This window comes from Agrococcus sp. Marseille-Q4369 (genome assembly GCF_018308945.1).
Lineage (GTDB): Bacteria > Actinomycetota > Actinomycetes > Actinomycetales > Microbacteriaceae > Agrococcus.
The window spans coordinates 1,452,582-1,471,669 of the sequence record NZ_CP070501.1 but is presented as its reverse complement, the minus strand read 5'-3'; the positions used below and the strand labels follow the sequence as shown (position 1 = coordinate 1,471,669).

15 protein-coding genes, 1 tRNA gene and 1 pseudogene are annotated in these 19,088 nt (G+C 72.5%); 11 read left to right on the top strand and 6 right to left on the bottom strand.

Translation table 11 applies throughout. The annotated features are described in order from the left end of the window. Positions 1-29: 29 nt before the first annotated feature. From JSQ78_RS07390 to JSQ78_RS07380, 3 genes are all read left to right on the top strand, one after another. A complete protein-coding gene (locus JSQ78_RS07390) occupies positions 30-398 on the top strand; it encodes a VOC family protein (protein WP_211446753.1) in 369 nt (122 codons plus the stop codon). Next, entirely contained in the window at positions 395-907 is a 513-nt protein-coding gene (locus JSQ78_RS07385) for a GNAT family N-acetyltransferase (RefSeq protein ID WP_211446752.1), read from the top strand. The genes JSQ78_RS07390 and JSQ78_RS07385 overlap by 4 nt, the downstream gene beginning before the upstream one ends. 51 nt (positions 908-958) lie before the next feature. Continuing rightward, positions 959-1,049, top strand: a tRNA-Ser gene (locus tag JSQ78_RS07380). A gap of 160 nt (positions 1,050-1,209) precedes the next feature. On the opposite strand, the gene JSQ78_RS07375 is transcribed toward JSQ78_RS07380, so the two are convergent. Together JSQ78_RS07375 and JSQ78_RS07370 are read right to left on the bottom strand one after the other, a co-directional pair. Next, entirely contained in the window at positions 1,210-1,896 is a 687-nt protein-coding gene (locus JSQ78_RS07375; protein ID WP_211446751.1) for a LysR substrate-binding domain-containing protein, read from the bottom strand. Positions 1,897-1,948: 52 nt separating this feature from the next. Further along, positions 1,949-2,563, bottom strand: a complete 615-nt coding sequence (locus JSQ78_RS07370; RefSeq protein WP_211446750.1) for an alpha/beta hydrolase — start codon at positions 2,561-2,563, stop codon at positions 1,949-1,951. 70 nt (positions 2,564-2,633) lie between these two features. On the opposite strand from JSQ78_RS07370, the gene JSQ78_RS07365 reads away from it, so the two are divergent. From JSQ78_RS07365 to JSQ78_RS07345, 5 genes and pseudogenes are all read left to right on the top strand, one after another. Continuing rightward, positions 2,634-3,860, top strand: a complete 1,227-nt coding sequence (locus tag JSQ78_RS07365; protein WP_211446749.1) for a hypothetical protein — start codon at positions 2,634-2,636, stop codon at positions 3,858-3,860. 60 nt (positions 3,861-3,920) lie between these two features. After that, positions 3,921-4,460 (top strand): NUDIX hydrolase family protein, encoded by a 540-nt coding sequence (locus tag JSQ78_RS07360; RefSeq protein ID WP_211446748.1) that lies wholly within the window; start codon positions 3,921-3,923, stop codon positions 4,458-4,460. Positions 4,461-4,567: 107 nt separating this feature from the next. Then, positions 4,568-5,026 (top strand): hypothetical protein, encoded by a 459-nt coding sequence (locus tag JSQ78_RS07355; protein ID WP_211446747.1) that lies wholly within the window; start codon positions 4,568-4,570, stop codon positions 5,024-5,026. Next, positions 5,023-6,081, top strand: a complete 1,059-nt coding sequence (mgrA, locus tag JSQ78_RS07350) for an L-glyceraldehyde 3-phosphate reductase (protein ID WP_211446746.1) — start codon at positions 5,023-5,025, stop codon at positions 6,079-6,081. Before JSQ78_RS07355 ends, mgrA begins: the two co-directional genes overlap by 4 nt. A 269-nt stretch (positions 6,082-6,350) precedes the next feature. Then, positions 6,351-6,686 (top strand): annotated as a pseudogene (locus JSQ78_RS07345) (MFS transporter); the annotation flags it as partial. A 92-nt stretch (positions 6,687-6,778) separates the two neighbouring features. Here JSQ78_RS07345 and JSQ78_RS07340 read toward each other — a convergent pair. From JSQ78_RS07340 to JSQ78_RS07325, 4 genes are all read right to left on the bottom strand, one after another. Continuing rightward, positions 6,779-7,633, bottom strand: a complete 855-nt coding sequence (locus tag JSQ78_RS07340) for a spermidine synthase (protein ID WP_211446745.1) — start codon at positions 7,631-7,633, stop codon at positions 6,779-6,781. Further along, entirely contained in the window at positions 7,630-8,085 is a 456-nt protein-coding gene (locus JSQ78_RS07335; protein ID WP_211446744.1) for a SprT-like domain-containing protein, read from the bottom strand. The genes JSQ78_RS07340 and JSQ78_RS07335 overlap by 4 nt, the downstream gene beginning before the upstream one ends. 77 nt (positions 8,086-8,162) lie before the next feature. Continuing rightward, the gene (locus tag JSQ78_RS07330) at positions 8,163-8,735 is read right to left on the bottom strand and encodes a hypothetical protein (protein ID WP_211446742.1); all 573 of its coding nucleotides are present in this window, start codon (positions 8,733-8,735) and stop codon (positions 8,163-8,165) included. A 98-nt stretch (positions 8,736-8,833) separates the two neighbouring features. Next, positions 8,834-9,664 carry a spermidine synthase gene (locus tag JSQ78_RS07325; RefSeq protein ID WP_249295516.1) on the bottom strand — a complete coding sequence of 277 codons (831 nt, stop codon included), beginning with the start codon at positions 9,662-9,664 and terminating at the stop codon, positions 8,834-8,836. Positions 9,665-9,931: 267 nt separating this feature from the next. Between JSQ78_RS07325 and rpoB the strand changes: the two genes are divergently transcribed. The 3 genes from rpoB (at position 9,932) to JSQ78_RS07310 (ending at position 18,975) form a co-directional block, all read left to right on the top strand. Continuing rightward, a complete protein-coding gene (rpoB, locus tag JSQ78_RS07320; protein WP_211446740.1) occupies positions 9,932-13,402 on the top strand; it encodes a DNA-directed RNA polymerase subunit beta in 3,471 nt (1,156 codons plus the stop codon). A gap of 43 nt (positions 13,403-13,445) precedes the next feature. After that, the gene (gene rpoC, locus JSQ78_RS07315) at positions 13,446-17,330 is read left to right on the top strand and encodes a DNA-directed RNA polymerase subunit beta' (protein WP_211446739.1); all 3,885 of its coding nucleotides are present in this window, start codon (positions 13,446-13,448) and stop codon (positions 17,328-17,330) included. A 205-nt stretch (positions 17,331-17,535) separates the two neighbouring features. Then, positions 17,536-18,975, top strand: coding sequence for a DMT family transporter (locus JSQ78_RS07310; RefSeq protein WP_211446737.1), 1,440 nt, complete (start codon positions 17,536-17,538; stop codon positions 18,973-18,975). The last annotated feature ends 113 nt before the right edge of the window (positions 18,976-19,088 follow it).

Genomic DNA, 19,088 nt, shown 5'->3' with positions numbered 1-19,088 from the left:
AGCCCCCTTCACCCACTACGCTCGCGGACATGCTGACCGTCGGCTCGATCGTGATCCGGTGCAGCGACCTGGAGCGCCAGCTGCGCTTCTGGGCCGCGGCGCTCGACTACGAGCCGCGCGAGCCGATCGAGACAGACTTCGTGCTGCTGCGGCCGCGAGCGGGAGCCGGGCCCAACGTCTCCCTCGACGCCGTGCCGAGCGAGCGCATCCTGCCCCCGCGCATCCACCTCGACCTGTATGCCGACGACCAGCGGGCCGAGGTCGAGCGGCTCGAGGCGCTCGGCGCCCGTCGCGTCGAGTGGTCGAAGCGACCGCCCGACGCCGACTACGTGATCATGGAGGACCCCGAGGGCAACCGCTTCTGCGTCATCGACGCCGCACCGGAGGAGGCCGCATGACCGCGCACGTCCGCGACGCCACGGTCGCCGACGCCGCAGGCATCGCGTGCGTGCGCATCGAGACCTGGCGGGCCGCCTACTCGGGGCTCGTGCCGAAGGAGGTGCTCGATCGCCTCGACGTGCAGCGCGAGACGGCGCACCGCGTCGAGCGGTGGGATGAGCACCACGCGGATGCGGGCAGCCACGACCTCGTCGCGGTGGCCGACGGCGAGGTGGTCGGGTGGGCGAGCGCCGGCCGGGCTCGCGAGGTGCTCGACGGCGTCACGGGCGAGCTCTACGCGATCTACGCGCACACCGAGCGCTGGTCGCGGGGTGTCGGCAAGGCGCTGCTCGCGGAGGTCGAGCGGCGGCTCATCGCCGATGGGCACCGCAGGGCCTACTTGTGGATGCTCGCGGGCAACGAGCGGGCCGCCGCGTTCTACGACGCGCGCGGCTGGCACCTCGACGGCGGGGAGAAGGTCGAGGAGGGGCTGCACGAGGTGCGCCGCGTGAAGGCGCTGCTGCCCTGACGGCAGGCGCCGGTTCGCGAGCGGGTCCGAGGCTGTGTACGATATTCCCTTGGTGACGTGTCCGAGCGGCCGAAGGTGCGACTCTCGAAAAGTCGTGTGGAGTAACCCTCCACCGTGGGTTCAAATCCCACCGTCACCGCCAGCGGGAGGCCCCGCGCTCGGCGAGAGCGCGGGGCCTTCGCCGTTCCCGCGCCGGGTGCCGGCAGAGTGCCGCCACTCTGCTGTTCTGCGGCGCTCAGCGCGCAGAGTGCCGGCACTCTGCGCCGGGCGGGCGGGCGGGGGCGGGCGTCGCGCGGTTCGGGTCAGCGGCGGCCGCCGGGACCCGGGCGGCCGCCGCGGCCGTGGCCGCCGCGCTTGCGGGGGCGCTGGGCCGGCGATGGCTTCGGCTTCGAGGGGCGGGGCTTCGCGCCGGTCGCGGCGTTGCCGGGCTCGACGCGGTGCTCGCGCTCCCGGCCGCGCGAGGAACCCGCGCGGCGGCCCTTCGCGATGCCGATGAGCTCCTGGTGCAGCGCGGAGTCCGCGCGCTCGGGCCAGACGAGCGCGATCGTCGTGGTGGGCGCATCCGTCACCACCCGATGGCGGGTGTTCGGGCCGCCGACCGCTCGCGCGACCGACATCGGCACGATTGCGAGCCCCGCGCCCGAGGCGACGACCTCGAGCAGCTGCGCAGGGGAGAGGTCGCCCGACTCGAGCAGCTGCTCGCCCTCGAGGTCGGCGAGCGTCACGGTCTCGAACGCGACGATCGGATGGCCGACGGGGGCGACGACGACGGCGAGCTCGTCGTAGAGCGGCACGCGGTGCATGCCCTCCGTCTCGATCGGCAGGCGCGCGAGGACGGCGTCGGCACGGCCGTCGCGCAGCGCGGGCACCGCGTCGGCCTCGTCGAGCGCGACGAGCTCGATCGGCACGTCGGGCACGCGCTCGGCCCACACCCGCATCCACTTCGCCGGCGTCACGCCCGGCACGCCGCCCAGCCGGAACCGTTCCATGGCTCCATCCTGCCGTCCGCCGCCCGTGCGCCGGGACGCTCGATCGGCGCGCTCAGACCCGCTGCAGGAAGCCGACGACGTCGGCGAGCTCCTCGCCCACGATCGTGTGCGCGCGCCGGTAGGTGCGCCGGTCGACGTCGAAGTGCGCGTCGAGCCACGGCGCCGAGCGGACGATCTTGTCCTTGTGGATGACGTCGTCGAGCTCGCCGATCGTCGCGAGCAGCGGCAGCCGCGGCTCGCGGGCGGCGAGCTCGGTGTCACCGGGCAGCTCGCCCGCGTGCACGAACGACGACAGGTGGGCGATCGACGCGAACCGCTCCGGCGCGAGCCGCGCGAGCTGCACCGCCATCGCGCCGCCTTGCGAGAAGCCCAGCAGGTGCACGCGCGAGTAGCGCCGCTCGAGCCCGTCGAGCCACGCGAGCACGCCCTCGGCGGTCGCGTTGATGAGGGAGTCGTCGTCGCTGTCGATCGGCGAGAAGTCGAACCACGCGAAGCCGCCGCCGTAGGGGATCGGCGCGCGCAGCGATGCGATCGTCAGCTCGGCCGGCAGGTGCGGAGCGAGCCCGAACAGGTCGCCCTCGTGCGAGCCGATGCCGTGCATGACCACGAGCAGCTCGTCACCGGTGCCGTCCCGCCACTGCACCGCATCCGCGTCGATCTGCTGCATCTCGCGCTCCTCTCGGGCGCCCGCCGCGCCGCTCCCCTCGACAGTAGCCTCGAAGCATGGAGGCGCACCCGTGACGAGCACATCGGCGACCACGCGCGTCATGCCCGCGGCCGGCGGACGCGGCCCTGCCCGGCGGCCGGCGCGCGGCAAGCGGATCGGCCGCGTCGTCTCGCTCGACGCCGCCCGCGGCCTCCTCGTGCTCGCGACCGTCGCGTGGCTCGCGGCGCCCCGCCGCCCGGTGCCCGCGTCGGAGCCGTGGGGCGCGATCGGCATCGACGCGCTCGCGATGCCGACGTTCGCACTCATCGCGGGCTGCGCGTTCGCGATGGCGCAGCACCGCGACTGGACGTCCGGCGGCCGGGTCGCGCTGCGATCGCTGCTGCTGCTCGGCCTCGGCCTGCTGCTCTCGGCGCTCGCGGCGCTCATCGCCGGCGCCGCCGCGGGGGTGCCGTTCGACCCGGGCGCCGGCACCTTCGGCGGACTCGAGCGGATGCCCGTGGCCGGCCCGCTCGTGCAGCTCGCGATCGCGATCGCGGCGCTCGGCTTCCTCGGGCTGCTCGCGCGCAGCTGGTCGGGGTGGGTCGCGGCGCTCGCGATCGTCGCGCTCATCGGCTCGGGCGCGCTGTGGCTCGCGAGCGGCACGTGCGGTGCGCTCAGCGACGTCTGCAGCCCCGCGACGCTCGTCGTGGGGGGCGTCGCGGATGCCGCGGGCGTGTCGGCCGATCCGCTCGTCGTGCAAGCGGTCACGACGGTCGTCGCGGGCCTCGGCCTCGCGGTGCCAGCCGCGGCCGGCGCCGCGCTCGTGCACGGCTTCCTCCGCGCGCGCAGCATCACGGGCCGCCAGCGGCCGCGCGTGATCGGCTTCGGGCTGCTCGCCGCGACGCTCTTCGCGGTGCTCGGCGTCATCGCCTACTTCACGCCCACGATGTGGGGGCAGCAGGCGCTCGAGCCGGCCGTCGCGGTCTGGACGCCGCCGCTCACGTTGGGCGTCGCGACGCTCGCCGCCGTGCTCGCGACGGTCGCGCATCCGGTCATCGACACCGACCTGCGCGGCGGCACCTCGACGCTCGGTGCCCTCGCGGAGCCCTTCGCGGCCGTCGGCCGCGTCAGCCTGCTCGCGGTCGCGACGACGCTCGCGCTGCGCACGCTGCTCGAGGCCCTGCCGGACCCCGATCCGGTCGGCGCGTTCGCGCGGCTCGGCGACATCCCCTCGGTCGTGCTCGCGCTCGTCGTCGTCGCCGCCTGGTTCGCGCTCGCGCGCTGGGCCGACCGCTCGGGCCGGCGCCTGCGCCCGTAGCCGCCGACGCATCCGCCCCTCTCCGAGCGGCTGGAGGTCGGCCGAGGCACAATGGAGCGCATGGCCGTGCGCACTCCCGACCCCAACCCCGGATGGCTCAGCGACGAGGAGCTGCAGCACGCTCGCGAGCGCTTGCCGATCCTCTACGTCGAGGCGATCCCCGTGCGGCTCGACGGCATGGGGCAGGTGACGGAGGTCGGGCTGCTGCTGCGCATGAACGAGCAGGCCGTCATGACCCGCACGGTCGTCTCGGGCCGCGTGCTGCGCGGCGAGCGCGTGCGCGACGCGCTCTACCGGCACCTCGAGAAGGACCTCGGGCCGATGGCGTTCCCGCAGCTGCCCGCGAGCCCCGTGCCCTTCCACATCGCCGAGTACTTCCCGCTCCCGGGCGACGGCATCTTCTCGGACGAGCGCCAGCACGCGGTGTCGCTCTGCTACATCGTGCCCGTCACCGGCACGTGCGACCCGCGGCAGGACGCGCTCGAGCTCACGTGGCTCAGCCCCGAGGCCGCCGCGTCCGAGCTCGTCACGAGCGAGATGGAGGGCGGCCGCGGCAGCCTCGTGCGCGCGGCGCTCGCGCACTGCGGCGCGCTGCGCTGACTCGCGACGGCGCTGCGCTGACTCGGAACGACGCAGGGCGGACTCGGGACGACGCAGGGCGGATGAGTAGGGCGGATGCGCAGGGTCGCGCTCCGTAGGCTGGGCGCATGAGCGCGCAGCACCAGGTGACCCTCGAGTGGGGTCCCGCCGGGATCGACGCGGCCGCGGCCGACGTCATCGTGATCGCGGACGCCGACCGGGGCCCCGAGTCGGCCGAGCTGCAGGATCGTGCGCCCCGCACGACGCTCGTGCTCGACGCGACGCTCGCGAACGCATCCGACATCGCCCAAGCGGCGCTCGACGAGCAGGTGCGGCTCGGCGAGCGCGCCTCGATCGCGATCGTCGCGGCGGGGGATCGCTGGGGCGACGGCAGCCTGCGCCCGAACGCCGCCGACCTGCTCGTCGCTGGCCGCGTCGTCGACGCGCTCGCCGAGCTCGGCATCGACTTCCACAGCCCCGCGTGCGCAGCGGCGTGCGCGGCCGCCGTTGGGCTCCGCGGCGCGACGCAGTCGCTCTTCGCCGCCGAGTCCGCCGCGCGTGCCGAACACGGAGGAGCCGCACGATGAGCTGGCAGCCCGACCCCACCCGCTACGACATCGACCGACCCGGCGCGATGCAGTACCGCCGCGCCGGCTCCTCCGGCCTCAAGCTGCCGGCGCTCACGCTCGGCCTGTGGCACAACTTCGGCGACGACGTGCCGCTCGAGCGGCAGCGCGAGCTCATCCTCGGCGCCTTCGACCGCGGCATGACGCACTTCGACCTCGCCAACAACTACGGCCCGCCCTACGGCGCGGCCGAGTCGAACTTCGGCCGCGTGCTCGCGAGCGACCTCGGCGCGCACCGCGACGAGATCCTCGTGACGACGAAGGCCGGCTGGGACATGTGGCCCGGACCCTACGGCTTCGGCGGCAGCCGCAAGTACCTCGTCGCGAGCCTCGACCAGTCGCTGCAGCGCATGGGGCTCGACTACGTCGACATCTTCTACCACCACCGGCCCGACCCCGAGACGCCGCTCGAAGAGACGATGGCGGCCCTCGACCACATCGTGCGCTCGGGCCGCGCGCTCTACGTCGGCGTCTCGAGCTACTCGGCCGACGAGACGCGCCGCGCGCACGCGATCCTCGACTCGCTCGGCACGCCGCTCACGATCCACCAGCCGTCGTACTCGATGCTCAACCGCTGGATCGAGACGGATGGGCTGCTCGACGCCGCGGGTGAGCTCGGCATCGGGGTCATCGGCTTCACCGCGCTCGCGCAGGGGCTCCTGACCGGCAAGTACCTCGACGGGGTGCCCGAGGGGTCGCGGGCAGCGCTCGGCAGCGCGCGGGGATCGCTCGACGCGAGCCTCTCGCCCGAGGCGGCCGAGCGACTCCGAGGACTCGCCCGCATCGCCGAGTCGCGCGGGCAGTCACTCGCGCAGCTCGCGCTCGCGTGGGCGCTGCGCGACGAGCGCATGACGTCGCTCACGATCGGCGCGTCGCGGCTCGAGCAGCTCGAGCAGAACATCGCGGCGCTCGGCGGCCTCTCGTTCAGCGCCGACGAGCTTGCGGCGATCGACGAGCTCGCGCGCGACGAGCCGGGCGTCGACCTGTGGGCGGGCGCGCGCGACTCGCGCGACTGACGCCGCGCGCCACTCGCGCGACTGACGCCGCGGCGGGCCGCCGCCGACCGGCACCCTGCCGCGATGTGCACGCTCCTGCTGCTCGGCGGCGCCTCGAGCCGCAAGAGCGTGCATGTGGCTGCGTGGACACGGTCGAGCGCTACGCGCTACGCGCTACGCGCGACGGGCCAGCGCGGCGCGCACGCGCCTCGCGCAGCGGACTCCCGAGCCCGCGACATCGGGCTTCGTGATGCGGACCACGATCCAGCCGGCGGCTTCGAGCATCTCGTATCCCGGCCGCCGAGGCTGCCGAGCAGACGATCATCCAGCGCGTCGTGCCGCTCTCGCGGCAAGGTCGCGTGTTCGGCTTCGCGATGGCGTTCGAGGGGGCGGCGGCACCGACCACCGCGTTCCTCATCGCACCGCTCGCCGAGTTCTGGATCCTCCCGTGGGCGCGCTCGAGCGAGGGCTCGGCGGCGCTCGAGCCGCTGCTCGGCGCCGGCGTCGCGCGCGGCATCGCGCTCGTGTTCCTCGTCGGCGGCGTCGTCATGATCATCGCCGCGGCGCTCGCGATGCTGACGAAGTCGTACCGGCAGATCAGCGCCTCCTACGACGCCGCGGCGCCACCCGACGACATGCCGCCCGCGGCGTCGAGCGCGGTCGACGTCGCGCCGGCCGAGGGTGCGGGGTCGGATGCGTCGGGCCGCCCCGAGCGGGATCAGTCGCCGTCGCGCTCGAGCAGCGACGGCGGCAGGGCGCCCGGCCCGAGGTAGGCCGAGCGCGACGGCGGCGCGGAGTCGACCGCGGTCGCGTCGGTGATCGGCTCGGGCGCGGTGTCGGCGACGAACCGCTCGAGCCTCGACCACGGGAGCACGGCGACGGGCGGCGCCTCGCCGCGGAGCCGCTCGCGGATCGCGTCGACGGGCAGCGGCGCGTCGCTCGCGAGCAGCACGACGTTGCCGAAGCGCGCACCCGCGAGGGTCGAGCCGGTCGAGATGAGGGCGACGTGCGCGAAGACGGCCCGCACGGTCGCGAGCTGCGCGCGCACGAACGCGAGCGGCGGCCCGTCGGCGGAGTTGACGAGCAGCGCGCCGCCCGGCTCGAGCGCCGCGCGCGCGGCGGCGTAGAACTCGATCGACGTGAACGGTGCCGGCACGCTGCCGCCGCCGAAGACATCCGAGAGCACGATCGAGACGGGCTCGGTGAGCGCCTCGAGCACCGCGCGGCCATCACCGACCTCGAGCTCGACGCCGCCGGGGAGCGGCGCCTCGGCTCGCACGAGCTCGGCGAGCGCCGGCTCGAGCTCGACGACCCGCTGGGCGAGGTGGGGCAGCTCGTGCTGCAGCAGCCGCGGCAGGGTCGCTGCGCCGCCGCCGAGGTGCAGCGCGCGCCGCCCGCCGCCGGCGAGGCACTCGAGCGCCGCCGCGAGCATCCAGCGCGCCGACGCGTGCCGAGGCGCGGTCCCTGGCGCCGCGATGTGCGACTGCTCGATGCCGTCGATCACGAGCACGAGGCCGTCGTCGACCGCATCGAGCCGCGCCTCACGGCCGCTCGAGAGTCGCCGCGACGTCACGCCGTCACCCGACGCCGCCACCGGATCTCGACCACTCGCCGGGCCGAGCGCGAGCATGCCTTGCACGCGTAGCGCCCCCGCGGCGCCCGGAAGCGCACGTGCTCGTGGCCGCCCGGGCACTCGCCGAGCCAGCCGGCGCGCTCCGCCGCGATCTCGCCCTGGTGCGTGCGCCCGCCGACGTAGCCGAGCTCGCGGGCCGCGCGTCGCCACACCGGACCGTGGCCCGCGCCGGGCCCGACCATCGCGTGCGCCACCTCGTGCAGCAGCGTCTGGTGCACATCGTCGTCATCCCAGCGGGCGGCGAGGTGCTTCGAGACTGAGATGCGCCGCGCGCGGAAGTCGGTGAGGCCCGCGCGCTTGACGGCGCGATCGAAATCGAAGCTCCACGACTCGTCGAGGTGCAGCCGGATGAGGGCCTCCGCCCACACCCGCACCCGCTCGAGCTCCGCCATCCGTCACCTCCCGCCGGCAGCGAGCATGCCAGCAGTGCACCGCGCGGCGCGAACCGGCGAGGCGAGCCTGTGGAGGGTCAGCGCCCGCCCCAGATCGGGTGGCTCGCGCGCGGCACGTCCTGCTCGGCCCGCACCGCCTCGGTCTGCGCACGGTCGGTCGCGACGAGCAGCGCGATCTCGGCGGCCTCGAGCTGCTCGGGCGGCAGGTCGGCCTCGCGGCACAGCTCGACGGCGACGGTGAAGTCGACGCACGCCTCCTGCCAGCGGCCGAGCGCGAAGTGCACGGTGCCGCGCTGCTGGAGCGCGTGCGCCCACAGCTCGACCCAGTCGTTCGAGCGCGCCTCGGCGATGATCGCGGTGCACTCGCGGAGCGCCGTCGAGAGGTCGCCGCGCGTCTGCACCACGGATGCGCGCAGCAGCCGGGCCTCGGCGGCGCGGTCGCGCGAGCCCGACGCGCGGGCGAGCGTCACCGCCTCGCTCGCGGCGGCGAGCGCCTCGTCGAGCCGCCCGATGCTCTCGAGCAGCCACGCGCGCTCCGAGACGGCGGCGAGCGAGCGCTCGCGCCCGAGCTCGCGGAGCCGGCGGGCGGCGGCCGCCACGTCGACGGCGTTGCGCAGCGCGGTCTGGTCGTAGCCGATCGACTCGCTCATCCCGACATCGTGCCGCAGGTTCGCGGTTCCGCCGGGAGGCCGCGCCGCGAGCCGCTTCGACTCGCTCAGCGCGCGGATGGGGCGAGCGGAGCGGGCGGTCAGCCGAAGATGCCGCGGCTCGGCGCGGGGCTCGGCGTCGCATCGGCGTCGCGCGCCGGCAGCGCGCCGCCGAGGAAGCGGCGGAGCTCGTCGCCCGCGACGACCTTGCCCGGCAGCGGGTCGCGGCGCAGCGCCCGGCCGATCGCCTCCAGGTCGGGGAGCGCCGCGCCCGCGATCGCGACGACGTTGCCGAATCGGCGACCCTTGAGCATGCCGGGGTCGGCGAGCGCGGCCGCCTCGGCGTGCACCTCGAGCAGGGCCGCGAGCTGACGCTTCGCGAACGCGAGCTGCCGGTCGTCGGCGATGTTCACCGCGACGACCCCTGCCGGGGCGAGCAGCTCGCGCACGAGCGCGTGGAACTCCACGGTCGTCACGTGGGCCGGCGTCTGGGAGCCCGAGAACACATCCACGACCACGAGGTCGGCGGCGCCGACGAGCCCCTTCGGCAAGCGGGCGAGCTGCTCGCGAGCATCGCCGTAGCGCAGCCGCACGCTCGTGCCGCGGGGGAGCGGGGCGACCTCGCGCACGAGCTCGACGAGCGCCGGCTCGAGCTCGATGACCTGCTGGCGCGAGCCCGGCCGGGTCGCGTCGACGTAGCGGGGGAGCGTCAGCGCGCCGGCGCCGAGGTGCACCGCGGTGATGGGGCCGGGCTCGAGCGCGTCGATGACGTGGCCGATCTGCTGCACGTACTCGTAGACGAGCAGCTGCGGGCGCTCGGGGTCGACGTGCGACTGCGGCGTGCCGTCGACGACGAGCTGCCAGCCCCCCGCCGAGGCGTAGCGCATCTCGGCGTGCATGCCGCTCGAGAGGCGGCGGCTCGGTGTCTCCACGCTCCCATCCTGTCGCTACCGCGAGCCGTCCGCGCGCCGCGCTAGCATCGACGTCCGGGCGAGCGCCAGCCGACACGCCGCGGTGACTGGACACGCGGGGCCGCGAGGCGTACAGTGATTCTTTGCGCTCACAGACATCCCCTCTGCCTTCATATTGCGGTCGGCGCGCGCCCGGACACCGGGCGCTTCAAGGGTGTTGACGAGTCTCTCACCGACGACACGATCCCGGGAAGACCCGCAACCCTTCCCGGCCCGGAGGTATCTGCCTTGGCTGAACTGAGCCCCAAGACCGGTCGGAACGCAAGCCGACTGAGCTTCTCCCGAATCCCGGAGACGCTCACCGTCCCCGACCTGCTGGCGCTGCAGACCGAGAGCTTCGAATGGCTCATCGGCGACGACGCGTGGAAGGCCCGCCTCGACGAGGCGACGGCCGCCGGCCGCGACGACATCCCCGCGCACTCGGGGCTCGAGGAGATCTTCGAGGAGATCTCCCCGATCGAGGACCTGAGCGAGAAGATGCAGCTCTCGTTCTCGGAGCCCGTCCTCGACGTGCCGAAGTACACGATCGACGAGTGCAAGGAGCGCGGCAAGACCTACGCCGCTCCGCTCTACGTCTCCGCTGAGTTCATGAACCACGAGACGGGCGAGATCAAGTCGCAGACCGTCTTCATGGGCGACTTCCCGCTCATGACCGAGAAGGGCACGTTCATCGTGAACGGCACCGAGCGCGTGGTCGTCTCGCAGCTCGTCCGCAGCCCCGGCGTCTACTTCGAGCGCACCCCCGAGAAGAACTCCGACAAGGACGTCTACTCGGCTCGCGTCATCCCGAGCCGCGGCGCGTGGCTCGAGTTCGAGGTCGACAAGCGCGACGCCGTCGGCGTGCGCATCGACCGCAAGCGCAAGCAGTCCGTCACGGTCTTCCTCAAGGCGCTCGGCCTCACCGCCGAGGACATCGCGCGCGAGTTCGCCGGCTACGAGTCGATCCTCGCGACGCTCGAGAAGGACGCGCCGATGACGAAGGAGGACGCCCTCCGCGACATCTACCGCAAGCTGCGTCCGGGCGAGCAGGTCGCCGCCGAGGCCGCCCGCGCGCTGCTCGACAACTTCTACTTCAACCCGAAGCGCTACGACCTCGCGAAGGTCGGCCGCTACAAGATCAACCGCAAGCTCGGCATCGACGTGCCCATGAGCGACTCGGTGCTCTCGGTCGACGACATCGTCGCGACCATCAAGTACCTCGTCGCGCTGCACAACGGCGACACGACCCTGCCGGGCGTCCGCAAGGGCGAGCCGGTCGACATCCGCCTCGACGTCGACGACATCGACCACTTCGGCAACCGTCGCATCCGCGCGGTCGGCGAGCTCATCCAGAACCAGGTCCGCACGGGCCTGGCTCGCATGGAGCGCGTCGTGCGCGAGCGCATGTCGACGCAGGACATCGAGGCGATCACGCCCCAGACGCTCATCAACGTGCGTCCGGTCTCGGCGGCGATCAAGGAGTTCTTCGGCACCTCGCAGCTGTCGCAGTTCATGGATCAGAACAACCCGCTCGCGGGCCTGACCCACAAGCGTCGCCTCTCGGCGCTCGGCCCCGGCGGCCTCTCGCGCGAGCGTGCAGGCGTCGAGGTGCGCGACGTGCACCCCTCGCACTACGGCCGCATGTGCCCGATCGAGACGCCTGAGGGCCCGAACATCGGCCTCATCGGCTCGCTCGCGACCTTCGCGCGCATCAACTCGTTCGGCTTCATCGAGACCCCGTACCGCCGGGTCGAGAACGGCGTCGTGAGCGAGAAGATCGACTACCTCACCGCCTCCGAGGAGGACGAGTTCGTCGTCGCCCACGCGAACAACCGCCTCGACTCGTCGCAGCGCTTCGTCGAGGAGCGCGTCGTCGCCCGTCGCAAGGGCGAGGAGGTCGAGCTCGTCGTCCCGACCGAGGTCGACTACATGGACGTCTCGCCGCGCCAGATGGTGTCGGTCGCGACGAGCCTCATCCCGTTCCTCGAGCACGACGACGCCAACCGCGCCCTCATGGGTGCGAACATGCAGCGCCAGGCCGTGCCGCTCGTCCGCTCCGAGTCGCCGTACGTCGGCACCGGCATGGAGGGCTTCGCCGCGATCGACTCCGGCGACGTCATCACGGCGGATGCGTCGGGCGTGGTCGCCGAGGTCTCGGCCGACCTGGTCACGGTGCAGCTCGACGAGGGCGGCACGCAGCAGTACTTCCTGCGCAAGTTCGACCGCTCGAACCAGGGCACGTCGTACAACCACCGCGTCATCGTCTCGGCGGGCGACCGCATCGAGGCCGGCGAGGTCATCGCCGACGGCCCCGCGACCGACCAGGGCGAGCTCGCCCTCGGCCGCAACCTGCTCGTGGCGTTCATGCCGTGGGAGGGCCACAACTACGAGGACGCCATCATCCTGAGCCAGAACCTGGTGAAGGAGGACGTGCTCTCGTCGATCCACATCGAGGAGTACGAGGTCGACGCCCGCGACACGAAGCTGGGCAAGGAGGAGATCACGCGTGACCTCCCCAACGTCGGTCCCGACCTGCTCGCCGACCTCGACGAGCGCGGCATCATCCGCATCGGCGCCGAGGTCGTGCCGGGCGACATCCTCGTCGGCAAGGTCACGCCGAAGGGCGAGACCGAGCTGAGCGCCGAGGAGCGCCTGCTGCGCGCGATCTTCAACGAGAAGAGCCGCGAGGTGCGCGACACGTCCCTCAAGGTGCCCCACGGCGAGCAGGGCACGGTCATCGCCGTCAAGCAGTTCCGCGCTGAGGACGGCGACGACGAGCTCGGCTCGGGCGTGCACGAGAAGGTCGTGGTCTACATCGCGCAGAAGCGCAAGATCACCGAGGGCGACAAGCTCGCCGGCCGTCACGGCAACAAGGGCGTCATCGCGAAGATCCTGCCCGAGGAGGACATGCCGTTCCTCGCGGACGGCACGCCGGTCGACATCGTGCTCAACCCGCTCGGCATCCCGAAGCGCATGAACTTCGGCCAGGTGCTCGAGACGCACCTCGGCTGGATCGCGAAGACGGGCTGGAAGGTCGAGGGCACCCCCGACTGGGCCGAGGGCCTCGACCCGCGCACGCTCGAGGCGCCCGCGAACACGAAGGTCGCGACCCCCGTGTTCGACGGCGCGACCGAGGAGGCCATCATCGGCTTGCTCGACGCGACGCTCCCGACGCGCGACGGCCAGCGGCTCGTCGACGGCTCCGGCAAGGCGGACCTCTTCGACGGCCGCTCGGGCGAGCCCTTCCCGTACCCGATCTCGGTCGGCTACATGTACATCCTCAAGCTCCACCACCTGGTCGACGACAAGATCCACGCTCGCTCGACCGGCCCCTACTCGATGATCACGCAGCAGCCCCTGGGCGGTAAGGCCCAGTTCGGCGGCCAGCGGTTCGGCGAGATGGAGGTCTGGGCGCTCGAGGCGTACGGCGCCGCCTACACCCTGCAGGAGCTGCTCACCATCAAGTCCGACGACATCGTCGGCCGCGTGAAGGTGTACGAGGCGATCGTCAAGGGCGAGAACATCCAGGAGCCCGGCATCCCCGAGTCCTTCAAGGTGCTCATGAAGGAGATGCAGTCGCTGTGCCTGAACGTCGAGGTGCTCAACGCCGCGGGTGACGTCGTCACCCTGCGCGACGACGAGGACGAGGCGCTCCGCACGGCCGAGGAGCTCGGCATCAACCTCTCGCGCCCCGAGATGTCGTCGATCGACGACATCTGATCCGGCAGCCGCAGAACAGAACTCGAAGACAAGAGGAAAAGCATTGATCGACGCAACCACGTTCGATGAGCTGCGGATCGGCCTCGCAACGGCCGACGACATCCGGGCATGGTCCTACGGCGAGGTGAAGAAGCCGGAGACCATCAACTACCGCACGCTGAAGCCGGAGAAGGACGGCCTGTTCGGCGAGCAGATCTTCGGCCCCAGCCGCGACTGGGAGTGCGCGTGCGGCAAGTACAAGCGCGTGCGCTTCAAGGGCATCGTCTGCGAGCGCTGCGGTGTCGAGGTCACGAAGTCGTCCGTGCGCCGCGAGCGCATGGGCCACATCGAGCTCGCCGCCCCGGTGACGCACATCTGGTACTTCAAGGGCGTGCCCAGCCGCCTCGGCTACCTGCTCGACATGGCGCCGAAGGACCTCGAGAAGGTCATCTACTTCGCCGCGTACATGATCATCCGGGTCGACGACGAGGCTCGCCACGAGCGCCTGCCGGCGCTCGAGCAGGAGCTGCGCCTCAAGATCGGCGAGATCGAGAAGCGCCGCGACGCAGACATCGCCGAGCGCCTCGCGCAGCTCGAGACGGATGTCGCCGAGCTCGAGGAGGAGGGCGCGAAGGCCGACCAGAAGCGCAAGGTCCGCGACGCGGGCGAGCGCGAGATGGCGCAGCTGCGCAAGATCGCCGACGACCAGATCGCCCACATGGAGCGGGTCTTCGACGACTTCCGCTCGCTCAAGCTCGGCGACCTGAAGGCGGAGGACGCGGTCTACCACGACCTCGTCGACCTCTACGGCGAGTTCTTCGAGGGCCACATGGGCGCCGAGGCGATCAAGCTGCGCCTGCTCTCGTTCGACCTCGCGGCCGAGTCCGAGGACCTGCACCAGCAGATCGCCGAGGGCAAGGGCCAGCGCAAGATCCGTGCGATCAAGCGCCTCAAGGTCGTCAACTCGTTCCTGCAGACGGGCAACAGCCCGGCCGCGATGGTGCTCGACGTCGTCCCGGTCATCCCGCCGGAGCTGCGCCCGATGGTGCAGCTCGACGGTGGCCGCTTCGCGACGAGCGACCTGAACGACCTGTACCGCCGCGTCATCAACCGCAACAACCGACTCCGCCGCCTGCTCGACCTCGGTGCCCCCGAGATCATCGTGAACAACGAGAAGCGCATGCTGCAGGAGGCGGTCGACGCCCTGTTCGACAACGGCCGCCGCGGCCGCCCCGTCACGGGCACCGGCAACCGCGCGCTCAAGTCGCTCTCCGACATGCTGAAGGGCAAGCAGGGCCGGTTCCGCCAGAACCTGCTCGGCAAGCGCGTCGACTACTCGGGCCGCTCGGTCATCGTCGTCGGCCCGCAGCTGCAGCTGCACCAGTGCGGCCTGCCGAAGCAGATGGCGCTCGAGCTGTTCAAGCCGTTCGTCATCAAGCGCCTCATCGACCTGGGCCACTCGCAGAACATCAAGCACGCGAAGCGCATGGTCGAGCGGTCGAAGCCGCAGGTGTGGGACGTGCTCGAGGAGATCATCCGCGAGCGCCCCGTGCTGCTGAACCGCGCGCCCACGCTGCACCGCCTCGGCATCCAGGCGTTCGAGCCGCTCCTCGTCGAGGGCAAGGCCATCCAGCTGCACCCGCTCGTCTGCTCGGCGTTCAACGCCGACTTCGACGGCGACCAGATGGCTGTGCACCTGCCGCTCTCGGTCGAGGCGCAGGCCGAGGCCCGCGTGCTGATGCTCGCGTCGAACAACATCCTGAAGCCGTCCGACGGCCGACCGGTGACGCTCCCGACCCACGAGATCGTCTCGGGCCTCCACCACCTCACGTCCGTCAAGGCGGATGCGGTGGGCACGGGCCGCGCGTTCTCCTCGGTCGCCGAGGCCATCATGGCCATGGACCAGGGCACGCTCGACCTCAACGCCGTCGTGCGCATCCGCCTGTCGGACCTCGTCTTCCGCGACCAGGACCGTCCGGAGGGCTTCGTCGACGGTGAGCCGTTCCTGCTCGAGACGACCCTCGGCCGCGCGCTCTTCAACGAGCTGCTGCCGGCGGACTTCCCGTTCGTCGCGGAGGTCGCGGCGAAGCCGGTCATCTCGCTCATCGTGAACGCGCTCGCCGAGCGCTACCCGAAGACCGTGGTGGCGGCGACGCTCGACAAGATCAAGGACGCGGGCTTCCACTGGGCGACCCGCTCCGGCATCACGGTCGCGCTCTCCGACGTCATCACCCCCGCGCGCAAGGACGAGATCGTCGGCGCCGCGGAGGAGTCGGCCCGGAAGATCCAGGACAAGTTCGAGAAGGGCCTGCTGACCGACGCCGAGCGCCGCAGCGACCTCACCGAGCTCTGGACCCGCGCCACGAACGACGTGCAGAAGGCCACCCAGGAGGCGTTCGACGAGGGCAACTCCATCTACCGGATGGTGACCGCGGGCGCGAACGGCAACTGGATCCAGGTGCGCAACATCACCGGCATGCGCGGTCTCGTGACGAACCCGAAGGGCGAGGTCATCCCGCGCCCGATCATCTCCTCGTACCGCGAGGGGCTGACGGTCGCCGAGTACTTCATCGCCACGCACGGCGCGCGCAAGGGCTCGGCCGACACCGCGCTCCGCACGGCCGACTCGGGCTACCTCACGCGTCGCCTCGTCGACGTGTCGCAGGACGTCATCATCCGTGAGGACGACTGCGGCACCGAGCGTGGCCTCGACGTGCCGATCGCCGAGACGATCGACGGGCAGCTCGTGCTGCACGAGAACGTCGAGTCCGCGGCATTCGCCCGCAACCTCGCGGTCGACGTCGTCACCTCCGACGGCACGGTGCTCGCCACCGGCGGCTCCGACATCGGCGACCGCGAGATCCGCGCGTTCATCGGCGCCGGCGTCGAGACGGTCAAGGTGCGCTCGGTGCTCACGTGCGAGTCGGCGGTCGGCGTCTGCGCCCACTGCTACGGCCGCTCGCTCGCGACCGGCAAGCTCGTCGACATCGGCGAGGCGGTCGGCATCATCGCCGCCCAGTCGATCGGCGAGCCCGGCACGCAGCTCACGATGCGCACGTTCCACACCGGTGGATCGGTCGGCGCGAGCGACATCACGCAGGGTCTGCCCCGCGTGACGGAGCTCTTCGAGGCCCGCACCCCGAAGAACGCCTCGCCCATCGCCGAGGTCGCCGGTCGGGTGCGCATCGAGGAGGACGAGAAGTCGAAGCGCGTCGTCATCACGCCCGACAACGGCGACGAGGAGCTCACCTACCAGGTGCTGCGCCGCGCGACGCTCGAGGTCGGGGACGGCGACCACGTCGAGCAGGGCCAGCAGCTGCAGGTCGGCTCGATCGACCCCAAGGAGGTGCTGCGCGTGCGCGGCGTCCGCGAGGTGCAGAAGCACCTGGTCTCGGGCGTCCAGGACGTGTACCGCTCGCAGGGCGTGCCGATCCACGACAAGCACATCGAGGTCATCGTGCGGCAGATGCTGCGCAAGGTCACCGTCGTCGACCACGGCGAGACCGACCTGCTGCCCGGTGAGCTCGTCGACCGCTCGCGGTACAACGAGCTCAACCGCGCCGCGCTGACCGAGGGCAAGAAGACCGCCTCGGCCCGCCAGGAGGTCATGGGCATCACTAAGGCGTCGCTCGCGACGGAGTCGTGGCTCTCGGCCGCCTCCTTCCAGGAGACGACGAAGGTGCTCACCGAGGCGGCGCTCGCCGGCAAGCGCGACCCGCTGCTCGGCCTCAAGGAGAACGTCATCATCGGAAAGCTCATCCCGGCCGGCACCGGCCTGGCGCGCTACCGCGACGTCACGGTCGAGGCCACCGAGGAGGCGAAGGCGGAGCGCTACCCGAACCGCCTGTTCGCCGACGCCGGCGGCGTCGACGAGTCCGACCTGTCGTACCTCGACTTCGACGCCTTCACGGGCGGCGAGCTCGGCGAGGAGCCGGGTCAGTACGTCTGAGCGCGAAGCGCTCAGGATCGAGCAGCGCGCGGCGGAGCCGCACGCGTATCGAGATCCACACGAGGAGGGCCGTTCCCGAAGGGGAGCGGCCCTCTCCGCGTCCGGGCGCGATTCGCCCGCTCGCGGTGCGCCGCCCGATCCCTGCCCCGCCTCGCCCCTAGGATCGCCCCGACCCGGCACCGTGCCGGCGCAGGAGGTTCCACCCATGAGCGACCAGCAGCCCACGTCGTGGCGCGACCGCTTCTTCGGCACCGCGCCGCTCGCCGAGGCGACGCCCGACGAGCCCGCCGACGCGACCGGCGGCACCGACGCCGACGCGTCCGAGGTCTCCGCGGCCCACTCCGCGGAGCTCGCGCCCGACTCCACCGAGGCGGCGACGACGACGGTCGACGAGCACGACGCGCACCAGCCGCTCGTCGAGCACGAGCCCGAGGCCGACACCGCGGTGCTCGAGCGGCCCTCCGCGAGCGACAGCCCGATCGAGCCCACGGTCATCGCGCCCTCGACGCTCCGCGGACCCTCGCACTCCGCGGCGCACCCCGACGACTCCGCTCGCCCCACCGCCGACGAGGTGCACGGCGACGCCGCATCGAGCTCGCTCGAGAGCGAGCCGGTCGCCGAACCCGCGGAGCCGCCCGCGCTCGTCGAGCCGCGCCGTCCTTCCTTCGGCCTCCGTCGCCACGGCGACGAGCCCGCTGCCGGAGCGGGCCTCGCCGGGCTCACCGAGTCGAGCGTCGCAGCCGGCGCCGCGAGCGGCGATGCCGACCGGCGCGAGTTCGTCGAGCCCGAGCCCACCCAGGCCATCGACGCGCAGCGGCACGACGACGACGCCACGCGCGCGATCGACACGACCGACGAGCGCGCCTCGACCCCGGCCGACGACGCACCCACTCGTGCGATGGACGCGCACGCGGAGGAGCCGACCCAGGCGCTCGAGCAGCAGCAGCCGCTCCGCGACCGCTCGAACCGCTTCGGCATCGTGCGCGACGACGTGCGCGACGAGGTGCCGGCCTCGGCGATCCGGGGGGACGCCGCGGCGAGCGGCGCCGCTGCCGGCGGTTCGCCCATCGTGCTCGTGGAGGAGCCCGTGCCCCCGCGCCGCAAGGGCGCGCGCGGCGTCGGCGTCGCGGTCGTGCTGCTCGCGACGCTCGTCTTCGGGCTCCTGCACGCCGCTGCCTTCTTCGCCGTCGGCTACCTCTTCGACCGGCAGTTCGACGCCGCCGAGACGCTCCAGTCGCTCTGGCTGCGCCCCTCGTACCTGCTTCCCGTCGTCGTCTTCTTCGTCGGCTACCTCATCCTCAGCCTCATCGCGAACCGCGCCGGCTGGTGGGCCCACGTGCTCGGCGGCTTCGTCGTCGCGCTGCTCACCTACGCCGCCCACATCGCGGGCGCGTTCATGGAGTCGGAGGGCGGCTGGGGCAGCTTCACCGCCGTCCTCGGCATCGACGCCGCGTCGCTCGGGCAGCTCCTGCTCGCGCCGCTCTCGGTGCTCGCCTTCGTCGTCGCTCGCGAGGTGCCGATCTGGATCGGCGGCATCCAGTCGCGTCGCGGCCGCCGGGCGAAGGAGCGCAACCGCCAGGCGATGGACGAGTTCAACAGCGAGCACGCCGAGCAGCTCGCCGCGTACGAGCGCGCACGCGGCTGAGTCGTGCGGCGCTGAGGGGCGGCCCGATCGGTCGCCCCTCGCTCGTCTCCCGCGTCGATCTCCAGCCGATTCCCAGCAAGTCGACACCGTCGCGACCCTCGTCAGGCGATTGG

Coding starts and splice junctions, on each gene's coding strand:
- JSQ78_RS07385 (WP_211446752.1), top strand. CDS start 395: ATGACCGCGCACGTCCGCGACGCCACGGTCGCCGACGCCGCAGGCATC.
- JSQ78_RS07390 (WP_211446753.1), top strand. CDS start 30: ATGCTGACCGTCGGCTCGATCGTGATCCGGTGCAGCGACCTGGAGCGC.
- JSQ78_RS07370 (WP_211446750.1), bottom strand. CDS start 2,563: ATGCAGCAGATCGACGCGGATGCGGTGCAGTGGCGGGACGGCACCGGT.
- JSQ78_RS07335 (WP_211446744.1), bottom strand. CDS start 8,085: ATGGCGGAGCTCGAGCGGGTGCGGGTGTGGGCGGAGGCCCTCATCCGG.
- JSQ78_RS07355 (WP_211446747.1), top strand. CDS start 4,568: ATGAGCGCGCAGCACCAGGTGACCCTCGAGTGGGGTCCCGCCGGGATC.
- JSQ78_RS07310 (WP_211446737.1), top strand. CDS start 17,536: ATGAGCGACCAGCAGCCCACGTCGTGGCGCGACCGCTTCTTCGGCACC.
- JSQ78_RS07330 (WP_211446742.1), bottom strand. CDS start 8,735: ATGAGCGAGTCGATCGGCTACGACCAGACCGCGCTGCGCAACGCCGTC.
- JSQ78_RS07375 (WP_211446751.1), bottom strand. CDS start 1,896: ATGGAACGGTTCCGGCTGGGCGGCGTGCCGGGCGTGACGCCGGCGAAG.
- JSQ78_RS07360 (WP_211446748.1), top strand. CDS start 3,921: ATGGCCGTGCGCACTCCCGACCCCAACCCCGGATGGCTCAGCGACGAG.
- mgrA (WP_211446746.1), top strand. CDS start 5,023: ATGAGCTGGCAGCCCGACCCCACCCGCTACGACATCGACCGACCCGGC.